This is a genomic window from Thioalkalivibrio sp. HK1 (assembly GCA_000583135.1).
In the GTDB taxonomy this organism is placed as follows: domain Bacteria; phylum Pseudomonadota; class Gammaproteobacteria; order HK1; family HK1; genus HK1.
The window spans coordinates 34352-59975 of the sequence record JFBG01000019.1; the positions used below are offsets into that span (position 1 = coordinate 34352).

Annotated in this window: 17 protein-coding genes; 15 read left to right on the top strand and 2 right to left on the bottom strand. The window is 54.2% G+C overall.

The genetic code is table 11. From position 1 onward, the window contains the following. Positions 1-318: 318 nt before the first annotated feature. The 10 genes from BF99_RS22850 to BF99_RS0106665 all read left to right on the top strand — a co-directional run bounded on the left by BF99_RS22850 (position 319) and on the right by BF99_RS0106665 (position 16417). Positions 319-2316, top strand: a complete 1998-nt coding sequence (locus BF99_RS22850) for a hypothetical protein (protein ID WP_156013198.1) — start codon at positions 319-321, stop codon at positions 2314-2316. After that, positions 2300-3154 (top strand): hypothetical protein, encoded by an 855-nt coding sequence (locus BF99_RS0106620; protein WP_156013199.1) that lies wholly within the window; start codon positions 2300-2302, stop codon positions 3152-3154. Before BF99_RS22850 ends, BF99_RS0106620 begins: the two co-directional genes overlap by 17 nt. Then, positions 3147-4031, top strand: coding sequence for a hypothetical protein (locus BF99_RS22855; RefSeq protein WP_156013200.1), 885 nt, complete (start codon positions 3147-3149; stop codon positions 4029-4031). The genes BF99_RS0106620 and BF99_RS22855 overlap by 8 nt, the downstream gene beginning before the upstream one ends. Beyond that, complete coding sequence (locus BF99_RS0106630) at positions 4028-5401, top strand: hypothetical protein (RefSeq protein WP_025770255.1); 1374 nt, start codon at positions 4028-4030, stop codon at positions 5399-5401. Before BF99_RS22855 ends, BF99_RS0106630 begins: the two co-directional genes overlap by 4 nt. 5 nt (positions 5402-5406) lie before the next feature. Then, a complete protein-coding gene (locus BF99_RS0106635) occupies positions 5407-6564 on the top strand; it encodes a cysteine desulfurase family protein (RefSeq protein WP_025770256.1) in 1158 nt (385 codons plus the stop codon). Further along, complete coding sequence (locus BF99_RS0106640) at positions 6561-8375, top strand: DUF262 domain-containing protein (protein WP_081759138.1); 1815 nt, start codon at positions 6561-6563, stop codon at positions 8373-8375. Before BF99_RS0106635 ends, BF99_RS0106640 begins: the two co-directional genes overlap by 4 nt. 524 nt (positions 8376-8899) lie before the next feature. Beyond that, positions 8900-9796 carry an SMP-30/gluconolactonase/LRE family protein gene (locus BF99_RS0106645; protein WP_081759139.1) on the top strand — a complete coding sequence of 299 codons (897 nt, stop codon included), beginning with the start codon at positions 8900-8902 and terminating at the stop codon, positions 9794-9796. Positions 9797-10575: 779 nt separating this feature from the next. Continuing rightward, a complete protein-coding gene (gene lnt / locus BF99_RS0106655; protein WP_231471323.1) occupies positions 10576-12096 on the top strand; it encodes an apolipoprotein N-acyltransferase in 1521 nt (506 codons plus the stop codon). A 60-nt stretch (positions 12097-12156) separates the two neighbouring features. Next, positions 12157-15318, top strand: a complete 3162-nt coding sequence (gene ileS, locus BF99_RS0106660; RefSeq protein WP_197019059.1) for an isoleucine--tRNA ligase — start codon at positions 12157-12159, stop codon at positions 15316-15318. Between the two features lie 19 nt (positions 15319-15337). After that, positions 15338-16417, top strand: a complete 1080-nt coding sequence (locus tag BF99_RS0106665; protein ID WP_025770262.1) for an AAA family ATPase — start codon at positions 15338-15340, stop codon at positions 16415-16417. On the opposite strand, the gene BF99_RS0106670 is transcribed toward BF99_RS0106665, so the two are convergent. Next, complete coding sequence (locus BF99_RS0106670; protein ID WP_156013202.1) at positions 16414-17883, bottom strand: hypothetical protein; 1470 nt, start codon at positions 17881-17883, stop codon at positions 16414-16416. The genes BF99_RS0106665 and BF99_RS0106670 overlap by 4 nt on opposite strands. A gap of 116 nt (positions 17884-17999) precedes the next feature. Between BF99_RS0106670 and BF99_RS0106675 the strand changes: the two genes are divergently transcribed. Then, the gene (locus BF99_RS0106675; protein ID WP_306699633.1) at positions 18000-18329 is read left to right on the top strand and encodes an AAA family ATPase; all 330 of its coding nucleotides are present in this window, start codon (positions 18000-18002) and stop codon (positions 18327-18329) included. A 139-nt stretch (positions 18330-18468) separates the two neighbouring features. Here BF99_RS0106675 and BF99_RS0106680 read toward each other — a convergent pair whose 3' ends face one another. After that, complete coding sequence (locus tag BF99_RS0106680) at positions 18469-19362, bottom strand: LysR family transcriptional regulator (protein WP_025770265.1); 894 nt, start codon at positions 19360-19362, stop codon at positions 18469-18471. A 382-nt stretch (positions 19363-19744) separates the two neighbouring features. Here BF99_RS0106680 and sat point away from each other — a divergent pair, with 382 nt between their 5' ends. The 4 genes from sat to BF99_RS0106710 all read left to right on the top strand — a co-directional run bounded on the left by sat (position 19745) and on the right by BF99_RS0106710 (position 25621). Next, a complete protein-coding gene (gene sat, locus BF99_RS0106690) occupies positions 19745-20962 on the top strand; it encodes a sulfate adenylyltransferase (RefSeq protein WP_025770266.1) in 1218 nt (405 codons plus the stop codon). Next, positions 20955-22382, top strand: coding sequence for an FAD-dependent oxidoreductase (locus BF99_RS23715; protein ID WP_231471325.1), 1428 nt, complete (start codon positions 20955-20957; stop codon positions 22380-22382). Before sat ends, BF99_RS23715 begins: the two co-directional genes overlap by 8 nt. Before the next feature lie 20 nt (positions 22383-22402). Next, a complete protein-coding gene (locus tag BF99_RS0106700; RefSeq protein WP_025770268.1) occupies positions 22403-24781 on the top strand; it encodes an FAD-dependent oxidoreductase in 2379 nt (792 codons plus the stop codon). 201 nt (positions 24782-24982) lie between these two features. Further along, positions 24983-25621, top strand: a complete 639-nt coding sequence (locus tag BF99_RS0106710; RefSeq protein ID WP_025770269.1) for a 4Fe-4S dicluster domain-containing protein — start codon at positions 24983-24985, stop codon at positions 25619-25621. Positions 25622-25624 lie beyond the last annotated feature (3 nt).

The window sequence follows — 25624 nt, forward strand, 5'->3', positions numbered from 1 at the left end:
CGAAGCACTTGAATTCTCGGCGTTTTAGGGGTCTGCGGAAACCGGCTTTGCCATCGAGCCAAGCCCGTCTTCATCGACCATAGTAGAGAGGGATTGGAGGGAAAAATCCGATACCCTTCTTGTATTTGGTTGAAATGCGCTATAAACTCGCGGCACGCCTCGGTGGGTGGGGCTGCGGATCCCGAGAACTCGTTGTGAGCCTGCAAGCGAATAAGTGACAGGCTCGCCTGATAACGGTTTCGACGATCCGAAAGCGGTGAGCCGTCCCTTTTTCCACGGCTTTACGAAAATCGACCCTTTGACAAGGATGGTGGATCGATGAGTCTCAAAATCAATTTTCCCTCAGCAAGTGGTAAGGAAGGCTTTCGTAGCTCTGCGTTGGCAGATAAGGCGGATGCTGACCCAGATATTATTCTCAGAGAGTTGACCCAGAATGCTCTGGATGCTGCCCGGGATGCAAAGCGGGAGGTCACACAGATTCGTATTGAGATTGAATCTCTATCGCTTAAGGATATTCCGGCACTTGAAAGCTATATTTCACATTTTGAAAGCGCCTGTAGATTTCATGATGAAAATGGGAGTCTAAAGCAGGCTGAAGGTATTGTTAAAGCGATTCGCTCATCTATTGAAAGCGATACCGAATTGCGGGTGATGTGGTTTTTGGACAACGGTATAGGACTTGATAAAAAACGAATGGAACGTCTTTTAGGAGATGGTGACGGGAGTAAGAAAGAAGATTCAGCGGGTTCTTTCGGCGTAGGTCATTTGGTATCTTTTCCTGCTTCAAATATTCGATATGTGCTTTATGGCGGAATATCTGATGCCGATACCGACACCGAGAAAAACAAGGCTTCCAAGAAAAGTCGCATTTTCTCTGGGCAGGCTATTCTCGCTGCCCATCAGTATCCGATAAATGAATCTTATAGGGCATCAGAAAAATCTGGGGGGGGGGGGGTAAGATCTAAATCATGTAGTAAAGATGGATATCTGGTCAAATCTATTGCAGATGATTTACTTGATCCTTATGAATTCTATCGTAAGGAAAAATGTCCAGATATTCTTCTTGAAAAATTTGAAACGATAGAAAATATTTTTGAAACAGGTTCAGTCGTCGGTATCCTCGCTTTCAATAGTTTTCGTCGATTTGATAACGATGATGAAAATATCGAAAACATTGAAAGAGCGATTGCAAGTCACTTTTTGCCTTTGGTTTTCAAAGAAAAGCTAAAAGTTGAAATTTATCTAGATGGCGAGTGTTGTTCTAAAATAGATAGTTCGAGATTGCAAGATATTCTCGGACGTTATCGTAATAAGACTCGTAGCAGAAAAAATTCTGTTGGTCCGTCAGGGAGTAATATTTGGGATGCGTATTGCACACTGAAAAATCCGCATCCCAAATACCAAGTTATTTCGACATCCTTTGGAGAAGTGTCGTTATATTTCCGATTTTTGAAAGACTTAGATGAGAGATCAGGAACAAGAATTCATCTTTATCGAAATGGCATGTGGATAGAGAAAGATCTGCCTCGATTATCACGATCTCTTAGTGAATTCAATCGCAGCGATCCTTTCAACGCACTCCTTCTTCTTGATCCGGATGTTTGTCGGGATGCTTGTGATATCGTACGTAAGGCCGAGGGACCAAGACACACTAGCATTGATATCACTGCCTTAGATGACTCGGCAGATCGACAAAGATTGGCGAGCCTCTTCGATCAAATAAAACAAGAATTATTGAAGATAGCACCTTCTCGGCAAGATTCAGAGACTGCTTTCTTTTCCGATTTTTTCGTTCTCTCCGGAAGTGAATCCAATTTGAAAAACTCCAAGCCGAAGCGGGCTGATCAGCAGTCAAGCCCAGGCCCGGGCAATCGATCCGGGAAAGGTGCTGATAAAAAGAGGGCGATTCGTTCCGATAGCCCATGGAAATTTAAGAGACAGGGGAATCGATTAGAAACGAAATCTCTGCTAGTGACACGCGAAGGAGGATATCAGATCCGATTGAAAGCGATGGAAAAAGTGCGCAATGCCGAACTTCGGTTATCTTTGGTTTCCGGTACAGATGCTTCTTGTGATCAGCCGATACCCGACGAATTTATTGAAATTGAGCCAAGTGCATCTCTGGCTGGTAAGCCGATTCTTGATAAAGATTATAAAAAGGACGATAGCGGTAAAATTCGCACCATTGTTCTTGGAAAGCTCGATCCTGAAGAAGGTGAGATTGATATTTGGGTTCCATGCAATCACCCGAATGATTCAAGGGTTGAAGTGCAGGTCATCAGACGAGGAGAGAATAATCATGCCAAAAATGACTAAAAAAGCCATCGGTCAATTTCCGATGATGCAGCCCGGATCGATTGATTATATAGATGGCGAGTATAATGTCGATATTGAATCCGATATCGATACAAGCTCCATCAGGGTTCAGCATAGAGTGACCGGTGAAAACCTTGTTAGTAAATACATTCAGGAGGGAAAAGCGGTTTTCGCTACAGAAGTGGTGTCTCCTCATTCCACTTATAGAAAAATATTCAAACACGAAGGGTCATTGAGAGCCTCGTTGAATGTAGAGCAAAAAGTCAATATAGAAAAAGAAAAGGTAATCGATCCTTTTTATTATCGACCATTGGTGGTGATAAAAGAATCAGTTAGCAATGAAAATGAAAAAATTAATCTGCAAAGAGAACATGGAGTGCACGAATTGTTTTATGGTCAGGATATGCCAATTCTTCCTGGCATGATACTTGCTAAAGATAATTTTTGGAATCCTAGTGAATATAAGATGAGTTTATTTCAAATAGCCGAGGAAAAAAGTCTGAGAAAAGGATCTTTTGAGGTCATGGGAATTCCTGAGAAAGGTTATTATTTCAGAGTTGAATTTGCTTCAGACATCTACCAAATTATGATTAATAAGCAGGGAGGTCAATATGATTTGAAAAAGACAATCTTAACCTTTGCACTCTCAGAAGGATTAAGCATTGTCTATCGAGAGAGCCTAGTAGATGAAGAAAAATGGAAAGAATTTCCAGCTTTGCGAATTCTTCATGACATGATTGTTAAAGAGGGACTCAATGCCTGGGATGGTGAAAAATTCAATCCTGGGAAAATTGCCACGACTCTTTGTCCTATTGATGGAGTTATGAGAAATGATTAGAACGATTGAATTTCGAAAAATCCATGAAGCGCAGAAGAATCTTCTTCCATCTAAAGGATCGCAGGAAAGAGGGGGAGATGCTCAGGTCAATTTTTTGTTGATGGCTCGAGATCGTCCTTGGGATTTCTGTGGAGAGATTCGATCATGGGATGAAAAAAGGAAGAAAGAGATAGAGCCACCGATTCCGAGTAATAAATGGAGCGAAAAAGAATTTATTGATCCACCTTCGGAAACCGAGAAAATTATTTTTGATACATGGAAAGATCTCACTCCAGCTGAGGCTTCCCGTCCAGGAATTTGGTATTCGATCAATTTGACAATGATTGAGAAAGGTGTGATTGAGAGTTCTTATTTGGCAGCGGAACAGGGGAGTACAGGACGTGATTACATCTCCGATATCTTGGAAAAGAAAGATGAACCAGACAAGGTGGATCAATGCGTTCGGAGAATTTTGCGTCGACTCGGAGGTGTTTTAGAGCGCGGAGGAAGAACAGTATATGAGAATTGTCCGGTAGCAATTGCGTGGTGGCGGCGTTGGTATGCTTATGAAACCAAGGAAATATTCCAGCGGGATAATATCAAAGATCTATCCGATCTTTTGAGAAAAAAACCGATATGGAATGCGTTGATTCCAGCGATGACTAGTTCTTTGACACTGATCGGTGATTCCAGTATCCGTCCGAGCTTGATTTCGTTTCTCGGCTCCGAAGCGAATGATCTGGATAATTTGACCAAGAAGGAAATGGAACATCTGATTCGCCTGATCGGACGCCGATCGGAGATCCAGGCTTTGGGTTCTTTGTCGCCCCAGCAGGTATTCGAGATCATTCGTAGCGACATCTTCCCTCTACTGAAACAGGAAAACACCGTCCGATGAAGAAATCGGCAAAGATCAGGCTCGAGTATGAATCGCCGGAGCACCGGCGGTTGCCCCATGTCGTCAAGTTTTCCGGCGGGCGATCGAGCGGGTTGTTGTTGATGGCATTGTTGGAGCAGGGAAGGCTCGATGCCGAGAGAGGGGATGTGGTGGTTTTCAATAACACCACGGCCGAGCATCCGGCGACCTATGAATTCGTGCGCCGGTGTACCGAGGAATGCGAGGTGAAATACGGCATTCCCTTTTTGTGGACGGAATATGCCACTTATGAGGATTGTTCCAATGGGATCTGGCGGCGACAGGTCTCTTATCGGCTGGCCAAACCGACTCCATACAATCGAGCGAGCAATCCTTTCGGCTATCGCTTTTCCGGCGAGGTCTTCGAGGAGATGATCAGCCAGCAAGGTTTTTTGCCCAGCCGTCATAGCCGAAGTTGCACGAGCCTGTTGAAACTCGGGGTGACCGTCGATTTTCTATCCGAATGGTTCGCCGCCAAGGGAGAAACCCTACGCTTGGGTCATCATTATCCGGATTCCAAACTCGACGATGACGATCTGCATCGGGCGCACCGCGCCGCCGGCGGAAAATTCGAACGGGATGTATTTCTCAAGCGCAAGGAATATGTGCGCTCTCGTTCGCTCTTTCGACCGGCGCAGCGTTATTGCGACTACTCGCATATCGGCTCGGCCCCGATGATGGCTGCACGAGGAGATGCTAGATCGCCTTGGGATTTCAAGCCGATGCGCGGAGAGTCTGCGGTCGAGTTCGTCAGTTTGATAGGGCTTCGGGCCGACGAGCCTCGTAGGGTGGCCCGCGTCAAGGAAAGAAACGAGTTGGATCGAGATAGTTCGGAGCGCCGCAGCACCGGCCTGTGCGATGGCGAAATGATATGCACCCCGCTGGCCGATAGCGGTATCGGCAAAGAAGAGGTCAAGGCTTTTTGGGAAAAACGCGATTTCGACCTGCGCTTGCCGAGCGATGCGAATCTCTCGAACTGCGTTTATTGCTTCATGAAGGGGACGAATACCCTGCAAAAGATCATCGCCAACCGCCGAAATATCGATGATGGATTGCCCGAGGATATTCGTAGCATCGATAGGACTCCCTCGGATATCAACTGGTGGGTCGATATCGAAGAGAAATACAAGCGGGTGGTCGATAAGCGTGATTCCGGTAGGGGGCGTTCTAGCCCCAAGCAAGTGGCCATCGGATTTTGGGGTACCGAGACCCTTTCAGACAAACCTACGGAGCAACCCGCCGAGAAGATATCGATCATCGACTATCGATCGCTTCGTGCCAGAAGCCTATCTCATGCGTCTGAAGAAGTGACCGAAGGATACGAAGCCATGCCTTGCGATTGCACGGAATAACGAAGATGGCCGCCGGAAAAAAGATCTACCTCGATTACCAAGCCACCACCCCGGTGGATGCTCGCGTCGGCAAGGCGATGAGCGACTGGGATGAGCGTTCTTTCGCCAACCCGCATGTCAATGACTATATGGCGGGCATCGATGCCGGCAACGCTGTCAACAAGGCCAGACGCGAGGTGGCGAAGGCGGTCGGAGCGGTGTCGGGATCGATCACCTTCACCTCGGGGGCGACGGAGGCGAACAATCTCGCCGTCTTCGGAGTGGCTCGCGCCGCTTCGAAGGGTAGAAAGAGGGTGATCACGCTGGCCAGCGAGCATAAATCGATTTTGGAACCGGTGCGCGCTCTCAAAAAAGAGGGTTTCGAAGCAGTGGTGATTCCGGTGGGTCGCTCGGGGCTGGTCAATATCGATAAGTTATCGGCGGCGATCGATCGCAATACGCTACTGGTATCGGTCATGCATGTCAATAACGAGACCGGGGTGGTACAGCCCTTGGCGGAGATTGCGGATCTTTGTCACAAGGCCGGGGCATTGTTTCATTCCGACTGCGCCCAGAGTTTGGGCAAGATTCCGCTCGATGTGCGCAAGATCGGGGTCGATCTGATGACCCTTTCCAGCCACAAGGCTTATGGCCCCAAAGGGATCGGGGCGCTTTATGTACGCCCCCGCCCGAAGGTGCCGATCCAGCCGCTCGTATTGGGAGGAGGACAAGAGCGTGGTCTGCGCTCGGGAACTCTGCCGGTTCCTTTATGCGTCGGCTTCGGCGAAGCCTGCCGCATCGCCAGAGCCGATCTCCCAAAGGATATGAAACGGATCGGCCAATTGGCGGGCATGCTGATAGAGGGCATTCGACAGGCGCACCCCAAAGCCAGGCTCAACGGCAGCGAGGAGCAGCGCGCTCCGGGCAGTTTCAGCGTGTGCTTGGAGGGTGCCTTGGGCGAGCAATACCTACAAGCCTTCGAGGGCTTGCAACTATCGACGGGCTCCGCCTGCACCTCGGCGAGCACCAAGGCCTCGAGCGTCCTCAAATCCTACGGTCTATCCAACGCCCAAGCCGACTCCTCTCTTCGAATCGGCATCGGCCGTTTCACCACCGAAGAGGAAATCCGGCGGGCGATCACCATCATTCAATCCGGCATTCGCAAACTGAGGATAAGAGCATGAGCAGCGGCCAACCGACCAATAGTACTATCGAAAGATGGATGGATGAAATCAAACACGGAAAAATTGGTCTACCTAGATTTCAGAGAAAATTCGTATGGAAAGACGAGACAATTTCTAAGCTGATTCTTGCTATCATCAGAAAGAAGCCGGTTGGCACGATATTGTTATTTAGATATGATGGAAAATACAAATTATTTAAACCGCATTCAATTGCTGGATCTGAGGATTGTTTTGATGAAAACCACTGCGATAAGGTGATTTTGGATGGACAGCAGAGGCTTACTGCTATCTGGTGTGTTTTGAATAATAAAGTTCCCGATGAAGGAAATAAAAAAAGGGAGTTTTTTATGAAAATAAACAAAAAAGACGAACAGAATTTTATTATGAATATAGTATGCAAGAAAATCAATGAAGGCAGTAGAGAATCAGATGAGAAAATCTATTTTTGTGGTGAAGATCTTATTCCTGCAAGATTTTTATCTAAGGAATTGAGGTACGAAATAAAGCCTTGGTTTGAAAGAATGTGTAGTGATAGCGATAATTTGGAGAATTTATATAGAAAAATAGATCAGTATAATGTCGATTTTAACGCAAGAGATATTTCTTATCATATTATCCCAGAAGATGAGAGATTAAAAGATATAGATCCCAAAGAAGTAATCGATACTTTCATTACAATAAACACATCTTCCATTAAAATGACGCAGCCCGAAATTGCGATAGCGCTTATTGAAGGTGAAAATATTGAAGGTAGTTCATGGGAACGCTTTCGAGATAAAATTGAAAAAATTGAAATTGAAAAAGAACGGATAGAACGATTTTTTCCTCTTAGAGGAAGAATGAATAAATTGGTGGAATTGATTTTGAAAGTTGCTTGTCTTCTGACTAAAAAGAAAAAGAGAGATAATGGAGAAGTTATAACACTTTCACCTAAGAAAAGTAATTATACAGATTCAGATGTAGTGATGACGGTTGTTAATAAATGGGATAGAATTATTGATTCTATAGATAAGACATTGAAATTTTTAGAACGAGAGTCTATCTATGATGAAAAACGTTTGCCTTCTGAGGTGCCATTGCGAGTTTTGCCTGCACTTTATGCAAATATTCCGATGAATGTAGATTCCGATAATGAAGGTCAGATAGACGAATTGATTCGTTCTTATTTGTGGCTTAGTTTTGTTACTGATAGGTATGATAGCTCGGCGGAATCTTATCTGCACCAAGATTATATAATGTTGCGAACCATGATAGAAGAAATTGTCAAGAATGGCCATTTTGCTAAGCGTACCGAGTATGTTTTCAATGCAAATAAACATCCGATTCCAGATAGTAAGGCTCTGTCTAATATAGAAGACGCTCTTAAAAGTCCTAAATCGAAGGATAAACTCTCAAGAGCATTGTTGATTTTGAGTTTGAAAAAGGGATCTTGGGATCTTGCATCTGGCGGAGTAATAGATTTCTCCAACATAAAATCTCGTGAATATCATCATCTCTTTCCGCAAAAGATGCTGAAAAGTGAGAACAGAAGGGACGATGAAATAGATCATCCATTGAATTTCATTTTGATTCAGGCAAATTCAAATAAAAAGATTGCTGCGAAAAAACCCGAAGATTACTTATCCCAAAGAATAGTAGGAAATACTAAGGAAAAAGATGTGAGGAAGCGAGTTGAATCACATCTGATTCCTTATGATGAATTGAATGTGAAAACCGGACGGAATGGAAATTATGAGAAATTTATCAAAAAAAGAGCCGAGATGATGGAGGAAGCACTGAAAGTACTGTGCAAAGGAAAGAAATGGTCCTAGATGGCGAGTTGATGGTTCCTCAGGGTATTTTCCTCTATTGCCTCTCCGATATCGTTGGTTTCGGCTTGCCGACATACCCGAATGTAATAAATCGCCGATTATGCTTGCATCGTACTTTGTTGCTCGTAATCGCTAATTTTTGGAATATCCATCAAATTTCCCACAACTTGGACGATTTGGCGTCATTCTTCGTTTGGGGTATTCGCCTTGGGTCAAAGGTTTTACCATCATCTCATCGGCATTTTTCGATGAATCCGCTTTTCATTCGAAGTCCGTGCATTATTTCGCTGTTGATGTCTTGTTATCGCCTCGGGCTGTAGGGCGAGTTCGAGGTATGGGTGATGAGCCGGTAGACGCTCGGCGGCGGATTCTCGTCTTTATTATGTGACCGTCCTTGCATGGTCATCTAAAATCCCTTGTAGGCTAGAATTTTCGAGCCGAGCGGCACAGTGCAGTCGGTTTCGCAGTGTCGAGATCGGCCAAGGATATCGGGGATATTTCGAACACCCAAGGGGGATCGATCCATGAAAGAACTTCGATGGGCTGTTCTAGGCGATAGGCCTTGTCGGCTCGGTGAGAGTCCTCGTTGGCATGCGGGGGAAGAGCGGATTTATTGGACGGATATCGATTCTCGGACGTTATGGCGCATGCATCTCGATGGAAGCGGCGCCGAGCGTTGCGATCTGGAGCAAAAAGCCGGTTGTCTCGTTCTGCGGGAGCGAGGTGGGCTCGTGCTGGCGATGGAAGATGGTATCTATGCCGGTGATCCTTTCGCAGGCGAGCGGCTCGAGCGGCTCTGTGCGCATCCCGATCCGGCGTTTGTCGCCAGAGGAGGTCGTTTCAATGACGGACGCTGCGATGCATTAGGACGCCTGTGGGTCGGCACGATCGACTTCGAAGTCCGAGGCGGGGCGGCGCTGTATATGCTCGATCCGCAAACCATGCAGATCGAGACCGTGCAGGAGGGGTTTTCCACCTTCAACGGTTTGGCCTTCCACCCTGATGCCAAGGAAGTCTGGTATGCCGATTCGGAGCAATGGAGCGTGTACCGTTCCGATTTCGACTTGGAGCGAGGAGCCATCGGCCCCCGCAAGCCGCTCCATGAGTGGTCGCGCGAACAAAAGGGGCGGCCCGACGGAGCGGTATTCGATGACGAGCATTGCTATTGGACCGTCCTCTACGAGGGCTCGAGTATCGTGCGCTTCGATTCCAAGGGTGAGATCGTCTTCGAACAAAGGCTGCCTCTTTCCTTTCCGACCATGCCCTGTTTCGCCGGTCCCGACCTGGACTACTTGGTCGTCACCTCCGCCTTGGGTGATGATCCCGAAGCCGAGCTCGCCCGATATCCCGATCATGCCGGTAGGGTGTTGGTGGCACAATCGCCGGTCGTCGGTTTGCCCGAACCCGCCTTCGCCGGTTGAGCCGCCGGTCGAACGCTATTTTTTCGATGCCTATCGAGTCCGGTCAAGGCGATTGCCTTGTGAGGATCGTCTCGTATCGTCGGCAGTGCGCCGTTCTCGATCTTTGCCGAGGTCCAAACCTCATCGAAAAAAGCCCCTCGTGCCGAGCGTCGATATCGTTCGGCGCAAGCCGTCATCGCTTTCGGCGAAACCATGGAGGCTCTCGAAGAGAAGTCCATGAAAAGGCGGGCTTTTCAGAATCTCAGGGCAAGGATCGAATCCGAAAAAGATATGAAGAACATCCCTTTTGCGATGAAAAAAACGAGCCTATTCGATGCCGCGACCGCTCGCTATTCTCGGGTCCCGTCAATTCGGGCCACCGGCCGAGGCTGCTTGCGAGATGAATCGTTCTTTCGAATTCCTCTTCGAAGGGAACCGCCGATGAGGCGGGTTTCCTCGATTCCGATCCGAAGATCCCGGCTTGCAATCGCTCATCAAACGGGTCTTGGCACCGCATCCGGGAATCGCCCACTCGATGAGATCGGATCCGACGAGACCCTCCGGGTCTTTTGAAGATGCCTTTCGAAAGCCATACCGATCCGAGCGCTCATCGTGCGCATTTCCGAGCGCTTTTCAGTGCGATCGGCGCGATGTCCGCTCGCGGATCGAAGCCGGATCGAGCGCCCAAGCCCTCAAAAAGCGCAAGCGATGCCGACCGAGGCTCGCCTCGCCCATCCACGCCCGATCGTGCCCGGCCCTCGGGATGGTTCTTTCGATGTCGGATCGAGGCCGGATGTGCCTTGGCGGGAGCGGCGATGCCCTTCGCTTTCGCCCCTTTCCATCTTTTTCCGCTCGCCCCCTTGGCCTTGGCTGCGCTTTTCCTTGCTTGGCACGATGGATCGGGTATTCGTCGGGCTTTTTTGCGCGGCTGGCTTTTCGGGCTGGGGATGTTCGGGATCGGTCTTTCTTGGGTGCGCGAGAGTTTCGCTTTCTCCGATGTTCCGGAGGTGGTGTCCCCGGTGCTCGCGTTGGGCTTCGTCGCCTTGGTTTCGCTCTTTCCGGCGCTACTGGGAGCCTTGATTTCGTTGGCGACCAAGACCAAAGACGGGTCATCCAAGCGAATTGCAGGTGCCTCTTTTTTGCTCGGGGTCTGCCCGGCGTCGTGGACGCTCTGGGAGTGGTTGCGCGGTACGCTGTTCACCGGCTTGCCTTGGCTGCAGGTTGGGTATTCGCAAATCGACACCCCGGCGGCGCCATGGTTGCCGTTGGTCGGTATCCATGGTGTGGGCATCTTGGTGGCGCTGCTCGCCGGAGGCATCGCTTGGCTTTTCCTTCGCCGTAGCATAGGAGCGGTGCTCTGGCCGGTGGGGGCGGCGATCTTGTTATGGGGCGGCGGGGCGGCGCTTAGCCCCATCGAGTGGACCCGTCCTGCCGGGTCGCCGATCGAAGTGGCGATCGCTCAGGGCAATATCGCGCAGGATCAAAAATGGCTTGCGCAGATGCGCGCCCCGACCATCGATCGCTATTTCGATCTCACCCGTCGATATCCGCAAGCGGATCTGGTGGTCTGGCCGGAGACGGCCTTGCCGGGTTTTCTTGATAATCTCTCGGATTTCATGGAAAGGGCGCGCGCGGATCCATCGCTCCAAAAGAGAACCATCCTCACCGGAATGCTGGTGCGAGAGCGCAGCGCAAGCGGGGCGGACCTTCGCTACTTCAACTCGGCGATGACCATCGGGGCGGATCGGGCGATCTACCACAAACGCCACCTCGTTCCTTTCGGGGAGTACATTCCCTTGGCGTGGTTGGTCCGGCCGGTGATGAACGCTTTGGGTATCAGGTTGGCGGATTTCGAGCCCGGAGCCGAGGATCAAACCCCGTTGCGCTTGGGCGATCATGCCTTCGGGGTGTCGATCTGCTACGAGATCGCTTTCGCAAAGGAGGTGCGTCGCAGCCTGCCGGAGGCCGCGTTCTTGGTGACGATCAGCAACGATGCCTGGTTCGGCGATTCCATCGGACCGCACCAGCATTTCGAGATTGCCCGCGCTCGGGCCATCGAGAGCGGGCGCTGGCTGGTGCGATCCGCCAATACCGGTATCAGCGCGGTGGTCTCGCCCGCCGGAGAGGTGGCCGGTATCCTCCCCCAATTCGAGGTGGCGGCGGAATCCTTCGAGATCGTGCCGATGCGCGGAGCGACGCCTTATGTCAAGATCGGGGATATCCCGGCGTTGATCCTCGCCGCGATCGGGTTGCTTTCGGGGTTGTCGCGTTTTCGCTTCGACTGGAAGACGCCATCCGCATCGGATCTTCAAGGGGCATAAGATCCGATAGTAAAGGAAGTATCGCCGCCGCTAAATATCGCTACCACCAAGGAGTCAACAGTGAGGGAATTCGAAGACGTGCCGGTTCGCTACGATGGCGTTCGGTTGGAAGAGGAGGTCCTTTCGGTATGGCGCGAACGCGATGTTTTCGACAAGGTGCAGCGCGCCAGCGAGGGACGTCCCCTTTATTGCTGGAACGAGGGTCCGCCGACGGCCAACGGTCGCCCCGGAATCCATCATGTTTTGGCGCGGACCTTCAAGGATATCTTTCCGCGCTTCAAGACCATGCAAGGCTATCACTGCCCGCGCAAAGCCGGTTGGGATACCCATGGATTGCCGGTCGAGCACGAGATCGAAAAAGAACTCGGCATCTTCGACAAGGGTGAAATCGAGCGACAAGTGGGGATCGCGGAGTTCACCCGCCGCTGTCGCGAATCGGTGATGCGCTATATCGGCGATTGGGAAAAGATGACCGAGCGCATGGGCTTTTGGGTCAATATGAACGATGCCTATTACACCCTCGACAATGATTTCATCGAATCGGTATGGTGGTTGTTGCGGCAGATATGGGATAAGGGTCTTATCTATCAGGGGCATAAAGTCGTTCCCTACGATCCGCGGATCGGCGCGACCCTTTCTTCGCACGAGGTCTCGCTCGGCTACCGGGAAGTCGAAGATCCGTCGATTTACGTTCGCTTCTCCTTGGAGTCCGAAGAGGGCGTTTCTTTTCTGGTTTGGACCACCACCCCTTGGACCTTGCCCGCCAATCTCGCTCTTGCGGTGCATCCGGATGTGGACTATGTTCAGGTGCGCACCGGCGATGAATCCTTGATTCTCGCCGAAGCCCTGATCGAAGCCGCCTTGCGCGATGCCCCGGCGGTGATCGAAAAGCGCTTCAAAGGCCGGGATTTGGAAGGGATGCGTTATCGAAGGCTCTTCGATTATCTGGAGGCCTCGGGGCCGATTTGCCAAGTCTGGACCGCGGATTTCGTCACCATCGAGGACGGCACCGGCATCGTGCATTGCGCCCCCGCTTACGGCGAGGACGATATTCGTCTATGTCGGGATAAGGGGGTGCCGGTGGTGCATGCGGTGGGGCTCGATGGATGCTTCTTGCCCGAGGTGGAGCCGGTCGCCGGGATGTTTTTCAAAGAGGCCGATCCGATCCTGATCCGTCTTTTGCAAGAACGCGGATCGATGTATCGAGCCGAGAAGTTCACCCATAACTATCCCCACGGCTGGCGTACCGGCGATCCTCTGATCTACTACGCCAAGCACGCTTGGTATATCGAGACCGCCCGTTTTCGGGATCGCATGGTGGAGTTGAATCGCACCATCAATTGGGTGCCGGAAACGATCAAGGAGGGTCGTTTCGGGAATTGGTTGGCGGGGAATGTCGACTGGGCGCTTTCGCGCGAGCGTTTTTGGGGAACTCCGCTTCCGATATGGACCGACGGCGAAGGCGATTATCTTTGCATCGGTTCGGTCGCCGAACTCGAGAGTCTGTGCGGGCGTTCGTTGAGCGATTTGGATCTGCATCGTCCGGCGGTGGACGAGATCGTATTCGAGCACCCGCAGAATAAACGCACCTATCGCCGCGTCCCGGAGGTGATCGATTGCTGGTTCGATTCGGGGGCGATGTCATACGCGCAGTTTCACTATCCCTTCGAGAACAAGGAACTCTTCGAGCGGAGATTTCCCGCCGACTATATCTGCGAGGCGATCGACCAGACCCGCGGATGGTTCTATTCCTTGCATGCCATCGCCACCTTGGTTTCCGATAGCGTCGCCTATCGCAATTGCGTCTGCCTTGCCCATATCGTCGACAAGGACGGGCGCAAGATGTCGAAATCGCAGGGCAATATCATCGACCCTTACGATGTCTTCGATCATGTCGGTGCCGATCCTTTGCGTTGGTATCTGGCCTGCCGTATCGCTCCCGAGGGGCAAAAAAGAATTTCGGTGGATTTCGTCCGGGAAGTGGCTTCGGGCTTCATCAATACTTGGTGGAATACCTACGCTTTCTTCGTGATGTATGCCAAGCTCGACGGCTTCGATCCGAAAAACGATGTGCCGCTCGATGAGCGCCCGGAGATCGATCGCTGGGCCTTGGCGCTTTTGCATCGTACCGTTGCGCAAGTGACCGATGCCTTGGAATCCTACGATGCCTTGCGCGCCGGGCGAACCATCGAATCCTTCGTCGATCAGCTGAGCAACTGGTATGTGCGGCGCAATCGACGCCGATTTTGGAAAGCGGCTCCGGGCCGGGATAAACAAGCCGCCTATCTCACCCTCTATGAATGCTTGCATACCGCCAATCGTCTGATGGCTCCGATCATGCCCTTCATCACCGAGGCGGTGCATCGAAATCTCGTTTGCAATATCGACCCCCAAGCATCGTTCAGCGTTCATGCCGATGATTGGCCGCTTGCCGATCCGGCGGCGGCGAACGATCGTCTGATCGAGGAAATCGATATCGTGCAACGGCTGGTCGGTTTGGGTCGGGCGGCGCGCAATCGCAGCGAGGTTCGGGTGCGCCAACCGCTACCGCGCTTGTTGGTGCGATTGCCCGATGATATCGAGGATGCGGCCAAGGTGGTGCAGCGCCATGAACACCAGCTATTGGAAGAGCTGAATATCAAGGCGGTGGAGATTCTCGCTCCCGGGGCCGAGTTGGTGCGCTATCGCATCAAGCCGAACCTGCCCCGGATCGGCAAGCGTTTCGGCAAGCAGGTGCCGGCGATTCGCGATGCCCTTCTCGCTGCGGATGCGGCGGCCATCGCAGCCAAGGTCGCCGCCGGGGAATCCTTCGAGATCGATGTCGAGGGCGAAATGCGCTCTTTCGAGGCGCCCGATGTCTTGGTGGAGTCGGTTTCCGCCGAGGGCTATGCGAGCGCGGAAGAAAACGGATATCTCGTGGGGCTGGACCTGACATTGAACGAGTCTTTGGTGCAAGAGGGGCTCGCCCGGGAATTGGTGCGCACCGTGCAAGAGGCGCGCAAGCAGGCCGGATACGAGGTATCGGATCGCATCGTCTTGCGTATCGAGGGCTCGCAGGCGGTCGGTGCGGCCTTGGACGCCCATCGGGAGTATGTCTTGGAAGAAACCCTCACCATCGAATGGGCCGAAGGTGATCGGAGCCTCGACCATCGTTTCGATCATCGACTCGGCGATGATTGGTGGCGCATCGATTTGGAGCGAAGCGAAAGCTGCGAATCTTAAAAAAGCGGGCGTTTGTGAAATGGCGACCATAGAAGGCATCCGGATCAAGAATTTCCGGAGCCTCAAGGACATCACCTTCGGCAAGTTGTGGTCGACGCCTCATATCGATCCCCTGACGCCGCTGACCGTGGTCATCGGCAAGAACGGGGCGGGCAAAAGCACCCTTTTCGATGCCTTCGGATTTTTGGCGGATTGTCTGAAATCCGGAGTCGAGGAGGCTTGCGATGCCCGAGGAAGGGGCGGATTCGATCGCATTCGCTCCCAAGGAGAGGATTTACCGATCGCCTTCGAGATCTATTACCGAGAAGACAAAGATTCCAGACCGATCACCTACGAACTCGAGATCGACAAGGACGAGAAACAGCGTCCTTTCGTATTGCGAGAGCGTCTTCGTCAGCGCCGTCGGGGACAGACAAGGGGTAGGCCTTTTTCTTTTTTGATGCTGGAAAACGGCAAAGGGATCGCTTGGAAAGGAGATCGTTTGGCACCGAAGGAGGTGGACAAGAAAGAAGGATCGATGCGGGATATGATTCGGGACTTCTTTTTAGAGCAATCGCATAAGGAGAGCCCTGATACTCAAGTGATCGATCTCTCGGATAAGCGCAAACTGGGGATCGCTGCCATCGCATCGCTGGCGGAGCACCCGCGCTTCGCCTCTTTTTGCAGATTCATCGAGGGTTGGTATCTGAGTTATTTCACTCCATTCGCGGCTCGCGACTTGCCGATGGCCGGTCCTCAAAGACATCTGAATAGACGAGGGGATAATTTGGCGAATGTCGTCGAGTTCATGGAGCGAGAGCATAAAGGCAGGTTCGGCGATGTATTGAGAAAGATCGCAGAACGCATCCCCGGCATCGAGAGCATCGATACCAAGCGCAGCGAGGATGGTCGATTATTGTTGTGCTTCAACGACAGCGGTTTTTCCGATCCCTTCTATGCCCAGCAAATATCGGATGGAACCTTGAAGGTTTTCGCCTATCTATTGTTGCTGGCCGATCCATCCCCGGCGCCATTTATTTGGGAATTATATCGAATAGTGCCGAAAGATAACCGAGAAAAAGGGGCTCGCATGGAGCCCCTCTCTTATTTGCCTACTTAGGGGTTATCGACCGCGAGTTGATTGAATACCCAGATAAGAATCGGGATAGCAACCTGCATATTCTCCCGCACCACGGTAGCGTCGTTATCCGCTAGATGGAAGCAGGAGTACGGGTCGGTACCGCAAAGCGGGTCGGTGTCGAGCCTGATGTCGTATTCCGGCTCGGGCGACGAAGCGATCATCGTCGTGGGCTGCCCTGCATCGATGGACGCCTGCGGGAAAAACTTGTCGCAGGTGTCGTAGCAAGACTGCGACCCGTCATGATACTCGTCACAATCGAACTTGCAGTCACTCAGCCCCGCAAGCATCGTGTCCGCTTTGGTAGCCGCAGACCCGAGCACAGATCCATCTTCGCTGATGCCCTCATCCATTTCCTCAACTTCGAGATGAGCCTTGTTCGGCCAGCACCCGGTGTCTGAACAGCAGTAAACTGCATCGCAAGTATAGCCAGCGATCATTGTCGGCTGCTCGGTGCTCGCGCGGGTTCCATCATCCACAAAGACATGACATTCCTCCATACAGGACCCGTGCGTCGCCCCGCCGGGAACATAGAGCGCGTCGCAATCAGCCTCGCACTGCTGCAAATCCCCGCTCGCTTGGGGCGGCGGCACGCGCCCGATGAGGGCGGTCATCGTGGGCTGCTCTTGCTCGACCGAAGCCTTATTTTTGTTCTGGCAATCGCTCATGCACTTGCCGTAATCGTCTTCGCGCACGTCACGGCATTCAATCTCGCACGACCCCAATGTCATCATCATCGGCTGCTCTTCGATGCTGTCGATGTCATCGAATCCCTCATCTTCGGGGCGAGACTTGTTCGTCCAGCACCAGTCCTTCCCGAAGGGATTGGTCACGCAGCATTTGCTGCCCGCAGGGGTGCACTGCACCAATGCGGTCTGGGTGGGCGCGTCGATGCTCGCCTTGCTGCCCGACAAGCAATAGGTGGGCGTGAAGATGAGATTGACGCAAATCGTCCACGCGTGCTGCTCGCCAAACAACTCGTTGGCTTGCTCGGGCGTAGGAGCGATGTCGTTCAGAAAATTAACGACATTTTGATCCACCGAAGCCTGATTTTTGTTCTCGCAATCGCTCATGCACTCGCTGTAGTAATCGTCTGCGATCACGTCACTGCATTCAATCTCGCACGATCCCAAGGCTTGGGGCGGAGGTATGAACCCGCCATTGCCAGTCGGCTGGGCGGTGATGATCGGATCGTCGGTCGGCTTGGTCTCGATCCATCCGCTCTCTTCCTCGACGTCGGGCTTCATGTAGCCGCAGCCGAGCGGGTGAGGGCAAGAGCCATCGGCAGTCATCGTTTTCTCGATGCGATCCAAGGCTTCGAGAGCCTCGTTCGCATCGTAATTCGCTTGGGGATCCGGGCTCGGACAGCCCTCGGCGGTACAGGACACGCCAGCGTGCACCGCACCGACGAAACCGAAGAACATCGCAATCATCGCTATCTTTTTCATGGTTACTTCCTCCGTGGTTATCACTTGTGTACCCGTTCCTATACCCTTACTTTATTTCGATCGAAATGTCAAGATATATTTCTCGGCACTATCCGATATAATTTCCATTTATTTGTATCGAAGAGCCGGAGAACGGCCTGTATCACAAACTACTTGACATCTTGGCCCATGAATTTCGAGAACATGCCACCGGTGGCAAGAGGGGAACCCAGATATTTGCGACCACCCATCAGCCTTATTTCGTCGATGCGCTGAGCCCCGAGGAAGTGTGGATATTGGAAAAAGACGAAAGCGGTTTTTCCTCCATCGCCCGCGCCGGCGATAACGAGATCGTCAAGGCGATGACGGAAGAGGGACTACCTTTGGGAGGTCTTTGGTATAGCGATTATCTGGATAAGCGGAAGGATTCCCAAAGGGCTTGGTCCTCGCACCGACGCCACCAATGAACCGATAGGAGGCACCGGCGCTTTGTAGCGGGAATGCTTTCAAGAGCGAGAGCATCTTCGCAACGAAGAGCGCGCCAATGTGTCATCCACTCTTTGTCATCCACCCTTTGCCATCTTCCCCCGCCATCTCACCCATCTTTCAGTCATCACCCTTTTCGGTGGCGAAAGAGAGCAACTCCTCGACTGCGGGCACTCGGAATTTCTGCTTGCGGTGGACGATGGAGAAGGGTCGCTCGATGGGCGGGTCGAGGGGGATTGCCAACAGGCTTTGCAGTCGGATTTCGTTGCGCAGCGCGGCCATCGAGATCACGCCGACCCCGAGTCCGGCCCCGACCGCGCTCTTGATGGCCTCGGGGCTGCCGAGTTCCATCGCGATATTGAAATCCTCCAACTCGAATCCCGCTTGTTTCGCATGTTCCAAAAAGACCTCGCGGGTTCCCGATCCCTCTTCGCGCAAGATCAGCGGCACATCTTGCAGGGATTTGAAGGGGATCTTTTTACGGGTGGCCAGCCGATGATCGGGAGGCAGGACGACGACGAGACGGTCGATATCGTAGTGTTTGACCGTCAGGCTTCGGTTATGCACCGGACCCTCGACGAGCCCGAGGTCGATGCGGTTTTCGACCACCATCTGCACCACCCCGTCGGTATTGGAGACCGAGAGTTTGATATCGACGGCATCGAATTGCCTCTTGAAGCGCACCAGCAGGCGCGGGAGATCGTATTCGGCGATGGTCATGCTGGCTCCCAAGAGGAGGGTGCCGGCGATGCCGGTGGAGAATTCTCGCAGGGAGCCGTCCATCTCCGCATAGAGGGCGAGGATCCTCTTGGCGTACTCATCCAGCCGTCGACCGGCCTCGGTGAGCTCGATCCGGTTATGCTCGCGATTGAACAGTCGAGTGTTGAAATGCTCCTCGAGTTGGCGGATCTGGAAAGTCACCGCCGGTTGGGTCATGTGCAGCCGTTGGCCGGCGCGGGTGAAACTCCGCAGCTCGGCAACGGCATGAAAAACCTGCAAGCGCCGATCGATCATCGAAAAGCCTTCCTCCTCATCCGATCAACGGCCCGGGTTTTCGCGGCGAGAGCGCATCGATCCGAATCGAGATCCGAGCGGCGATCCAAGCATCCAAGGCCAAACGCCCTCGTTCGGTGCCGCTGTCGAACATCGCTTTCGCCCTCGCGCTCGTATTCGCTCTCGTGCTCGAAGACACCCCCGGGTCCGCCTTCGGATAAAAATCGTTTATGGCGGGTCAAAAGAAAATTGGTTGGCGTTTCATCGACAACATTCTATTGTTATCCAATAGAAGTATCGTACGCTTTACGGTGATCGGGGGCCGGCTGACCGCCCTCGTTCGATGACTTCACTTTTTTCTTGATCCGCATTTTCGAAAACGATCTCGGTAGCGGGAGGATAGATGGCGAATTTGGTTCGGCCCCACGGCGGTGGCTCCTTACGCCCTTTGATGCCCGAGGGCAAAACCCTGATTCAAGCGCGAAAGGATGCCTTGCAGCTGCCCAAGATCGAGATCACATCGAGAGAAGCCGGGGATATCGTGATGCTCGGCATCGGCGGATTCACGCCATTGGCCGGTTTTATGGGGCAGGCCGATTGGCACGGGGTTTGCCTGCAGATGCGAACCGCCGACGGAACGTTCTGGCCGATCCCGATCACCCTCTCGGTGGATAAGGCGAAGGCGCAGTCCATGGCTTTGGGGTCCGAGGTCGCCTTGGTCGGTCCCGGTGCATCGGAGCCGATGGCGATTTTGCGGGTCGATGAAAAATACTCCATCGACAAAGCGCACGAGTGCCGCTCGGTCTTTCGCACCGAGGATCCGGCGCATCCGGGCGTCGAGATGGTGATGAAGCAAGGGGAGATCAATCTCGGCGGTCCGGTCAAGGTGCTAAGCGAAGGCGGTTTTCGCGAGGAATTCGGCGCTCTTTTTCTCACCCCGGCCGAGACCCGGGCTCGTTTCGAAGCCTTGGGCTGGGGCAGCGTCGCCGCCTTCCAGACCCGCAATCCGATGCATCGCTCGCACGAGTATCTGGCGAAAATCGCCATCGAGATCTGCGATGGGGTGTTGGTCCATTCCCTGTTGGGCAATCTCAAACCGGGCGATGTTCCGGCGACGGTGCGGGCCCGGACCATCGACACGCTGATCCGAGGCTACTTCGTCGAAAATACGGTCATGCATGCCGGTTATCCGCTCGACATGCGCTATGCCGGACCGCGCGAGGCCTTGCTGCATGCGCTCTTTCGTCAGAACTACGGTTGCTCGCATTTGCTGGTCGGTCGGGATCATGCCGGAGTGGGGGATTATTACGGCCCCTTCGATTCGCATCATATCTTCGACGAGATCGATCCCGATGCGCTGCTGACGAAGCCGATCCGCATCGACTGGACCTTTTGGTGCGATCGCTGCCATCAGATGGCATCGATGCGCACTTGCCCTCACGAAGCATCGGATCGTCTTTTGCTCTCGGGAACCAAGCTGCGCAAGATGCTCTCGGAGGGCGAGCCGGTGCCGTCGACCTTCAGCCGCCCCGAAGTGCTCGACATCCTGCGCGAGTACTATGCGGGTCTTTCCGATGAGGAGAACATCAAAGTGGAACTCAAAGGACATTCCGGTGCCTGAGCCGGTGCCCGGGATCGAGGGCGCCGGTACCGACCAAGGCGTCATCCTCGTGGTCGGCGGCGGGATCAGCGGGATCACCGCGGCCTTGGAAGCCACCGAAGCGGGCAAGGATGTGATCCTGATTGAAAAACGTCCCTTCATCGGCGGGCGGATCACCCAACTCTATAAATATTTCCCGAAACTTTGCCATCCCGTTTGCGGCCTTGAAATCAACCAGCGTCGCATCAAGGCGAGCCCTCGTCTGAGCGTGTTGACCATGGCCTCGCTCGAATCGTTGCGGGGGACGGCGGGCGATTACACCGCGAGCGTTCGCATCGCCCCGCGCTATGTCAATGATCGCTGCACCGCTTGCGGGGCCTGCGCCGAGGCGGTGCAAGCCGAATTCAACGACGAATTCCACGACGGTCTCGGGTTGACGAGCGCCGATCGCTCTCATGCCGCGTCGGATGATTCATCCGGTGACTCATCCGGCGCTGACCCATCCGGTGATTCATCGACCGGCCCCTTAAAGCCCGCTCGCCGCAAGGGGGCGTATCTGCCCTATCCGATGGCTTGGCCGGAGCGATTCGTGCTCGATCCGCGCATCATCGGCACCGAGGATGCGCGCCGCGCATTCGATGCCTGTCGCTACGGGGCGATCGATCTCGACATGACCGAGGAGACTGTCGAGCTGAAAGTCGCCGCGGTGATCTGGGCCACGGGCTGGAAGCCCTACGATGCCGCGAAGATCCAGCCCTACGGCTACGGTCGGATCCCGAATGTCATCACCAGTTTGGAGCTCGAGCGCATGATGGATCCGCTGGGGCCGACCGGGGGGAAGTTGGTGCGTCCCTCGGACGGTCTTCCGGCGCGCAATGTCGCCTTCATCCAGTGCGCAGGTTCCAGAGATCGCAATCACTTGCGCCATTGCTCTCGTATCTGCTGCATGGTTTCGCTCAAGCAAAGCACCTATACCCGAGAGCGCTACGGGGACGAGGGCGAAGCCACCATCTATTACATCGATATCAGGGCCATCGATCGTCTCGAGGATTTCTACCGCAAGATCAAGAGCGATCCGAAGGTGCGTTTCATCAAATCCAAGGTCGCCAATATCACCGCCGATCCCCGAAGCGGCGACCCGATATTGCATGGTGTGGATACCGAGGGCTATCGACGCTACTCCAATCCGCATGATTTGGTCGTACTCGCCATCGGGATGCAGCCGAGTGTGGGAGGCGATGATTTCCCCTTCGAGGTGGTGGTCAATCGCGACGGTTTCATCGAGCCCGATCCGCGCAACGGGGCGATCTTCGCCGCCGGTTGCGCAACGGACGCTCTCGATGTCAATCGCTCGGTGCAAAGCGCAACCGCCGCCGCTTTGCGGGCGGTGCAGGTGGTCAATGCCGGGACCATGCCCGGTCTCGAATCGCGAAGGGATTGAGGCGCCAAGGGGGATTGAAGGTGGCCAAAGAGAGAAAGATCGGCGCATATATCTGCCGCGGATGCGGGATCGGGCAGGCTCTCGATGCGGATCGCCTCGAGGAGGTGGCCGCCCGCGAGGGTCGCGCGAATCTGGTTCGACAGCATGATTTTTTATGCGCCCCCGAGGGCGTCGAGACCATTCGTGCCGATCTCGCCTCGGGGGAGGTGAGCGATGTCGTTGTTTGTGCCTGCTCCGGGCGCGCCATGACCTCGACTTTCCGTTTCGACGGCGTGGCGGTGGCGCGGGCGAATCTGCGCGAGGGAGTGGTTTGGTCCCGCGCCCGAAAAGGCGAGTCATCGGCGCTTGCGGATGCCGGCTCGTCCGATTCATCGGAGCGAGGCGAGATCCCGGCAAAGACCGGCGAGACGACCGGCGAGGCCGAGGTTTCGTCCTCCGAGCGAGAGACGATGCAGGAAATGGCCGACGATCATATCCGCATGGCCTGCACCGAAATCCGCTTCATGACCCCTCCCTCGCCCAGTTTGGAGCAAACCCTCAACCGAACCATCCTCGTGGTGGGCGGCGGGATAAGCGGCATGACCGCCGCCTTGGAATCCGCCCGCGCCGGATATTCGGTCACCATCGTCGAGAAAAGCGCGACCTTGGGGGGATTCGCCGCTCGCCTGTGGAAGCGCATCCCGGATCGATCCCCTTGCGAGGCTCCGGTCGACCCCGGGATTGCAACGCTTGTCAGCGAAGTGAGCGTTCATGAACGCATCACGGTGGAGACATCATCCAAGATATCCAGGACATCGGGCTCTCCGGGGAAGTTCAAGGTCACGATCGAACGATGCGATCCCGCCTCCGGCGACGATGGCTCTACCGGTAGCCGCACCGAGACCTTCGGTGCGATTATCCAGGCGACCGGATTCACCCCCTTCGATCCCTCCCATATCCCCGAACTCGGCTATGCCGCCTCGGGCGATGTGGTGACATCGAGCGAGCTCGAAGCCTTGGCCCTTGCCGCCAAGGGCGAGGCTCTTGTGCGGCCCTCGGATGCCAAGCCGATAAAGAGCGTTCTCTTCGTGCAGTGCGCCGGGCAGCGCAGCTCCAAGCCGGGTCATCTTTCCTATTGTTCGGGTTATTGCTGTGCTGCGAGCATCAAGCAGGCGATGTATTTCCAAGATGCCGATCCCTCGATCGAGACCGTGGTGCTCTATAGCGATATGCGCACCCCGGGCTCGGGCGGCGAGGATTTCTACCGTAGCGGCCAAAGCCGAGGGATCGTCTTTACCAAGGGTGAAACGAGTGCGATTTCGGCCGCCGGCGAAGGTGGCGGGGCTCGGGTGCGCTATCGGGATCTGATCCTCGACGAGGAGGTCGAGCGGGATTTCGATCTCGTGGTGCTCGCCACCGGAATGGTTGCCAATGCCGGGGTCGATTCCGAGGCGAACGATACGAAGACGGATGAGCCCGATACGAACGCTTCCGCCCCCGCTGCGATCGAGATTCCGGTGGAGTCGATCCTCAACCTCACCTATCGACAAGGGCCGGATCTTCCGCATCTCGCCCACGGATTCGCCGATTCGCATTTCATCTGCTTTCCCTACGAGACCCGTCGCACCGGCATTTACGCGGCGGGGCCGGTGCGGCGGCCGATGGATATCGCCCAAGCCCGAGAGGATGCCACCGGGTCCGCGATGAAGGCGATCCAGGCGATAGAGAATGCAGGCCGGGGGCGGGCGGCCCATCCTCGCTCGGGCGATCTCAGTTTTCCGAAGGTTCGCTATGACGGCTGCACCCAGTGCAAGCGTTGCACGGTGGAGTGTCCCTTCGGGGCCATCGACGAGGACGAAAAACGCTATCCGCTCTTCAACGAGAGCCGCTGCCGCCGCTGCGGTACCTGTATGGGGGCGTGTCCGGTACGGGTGATATCGTTTGAAAACTATTCGATCGATACCGTGGGCCAGCAGATCAAGAGCGTCGAGATCCCCGACGAGACCGAAAACAAACCGCGTATCCTCGTCTTGGCCTGCGAGAACGATGCGTGGCCCGCATTGGATATGGCGGCTCGCCTGCGCCGATCGTGGAGCGTCTTCGCTCGCGTCATCCCCATCCGCTGCTTGGGCAGCGTCAACACCATCTGGGTGACGGATGCCCTCAATGCCGGTTACGATGGGGTGATGCTGATGGGATGCAAGTCGGGCGAGAACTACCAATGCCATTTCGTCAAAGGGTCGGAGATGGCGCAGTATCGGATGACGAAAATCGACGATACCTTGGAGCAGCTCGGGCTCGAAAAGGAGCGGGTCATCACCCATGAGGTGGCGATTACCGATATCGAGCGGGCGCCGCGCTTGATCAACGAGATGGAGCGGACCATCGCTCGTATCGGACCGAGTCCTTTGAAGTTCTAAGGGCTCCGGGCTGTCTTGCGGATCGGCGTCGGCGGGACGGGTGTCGATGTCCGCTTTTTCGAGACGATGGCCTTCGGCTGAGGATCGATTGGATGCCGATCGATTGCGGATGCCCGGCAGGTCGATCGATCGGAGAATTTCCGGATTCGGCCCTTCGAGGGTTCGAGGGGTTTTGCGCTTTCCAAGGAGGGTGAGGTCTCGATGAGCGAGAACAACAACGAGATGATCGAGCGCTATCGCGGCAATTTCCTGCGCGAGGTGGAAGATAATGTGGAAGAGGGGGAGTGGGTGAAGATGTGCATGCAGTGCGGGGTCTGTTCGGGATCGTGCCCCTTGGGTCCGCACTGGGATTTCGGACCCCAGACCCTGTTCATGATGATCCGCGCCGGCAAACGAGACGAAGTGTTGGCGGCCGAAGGTCCGTGGATGTGCACCTCCTGCTATAACTGCATCGTGCGCTGCCCCAGGGAATTGCCGATCACCCACATCATGCACGGGCTTGCGCACTATGCGGTACGCATGGGTCTGGCACCGAAAAACCAACCCACCCGCAAATTCTCCGATCTCTTTTGGAAGAATTTGAAGGCCGACGGTCGAGTCAACGAACTGCGCTTGGGAATCTCTCTTTATTTCATGCACGGCTTCGTGGATGGGATCAAGACCGCGCTGAAAAAGGCGCCGCTCGGTCTGGGCATGGTACGCACGAAGCGGATGAATCCGATGGAGTTTTTCGGCGGTCATAAAGTGCGAGATCGCAAAGGCTTTCATCGGATGCTCGAAAAAGCCGAGGAAATCGAAAGCGCTCGCATAGAAAAAGGCCCTCGCCCCGGCGCCGAGTGAGTC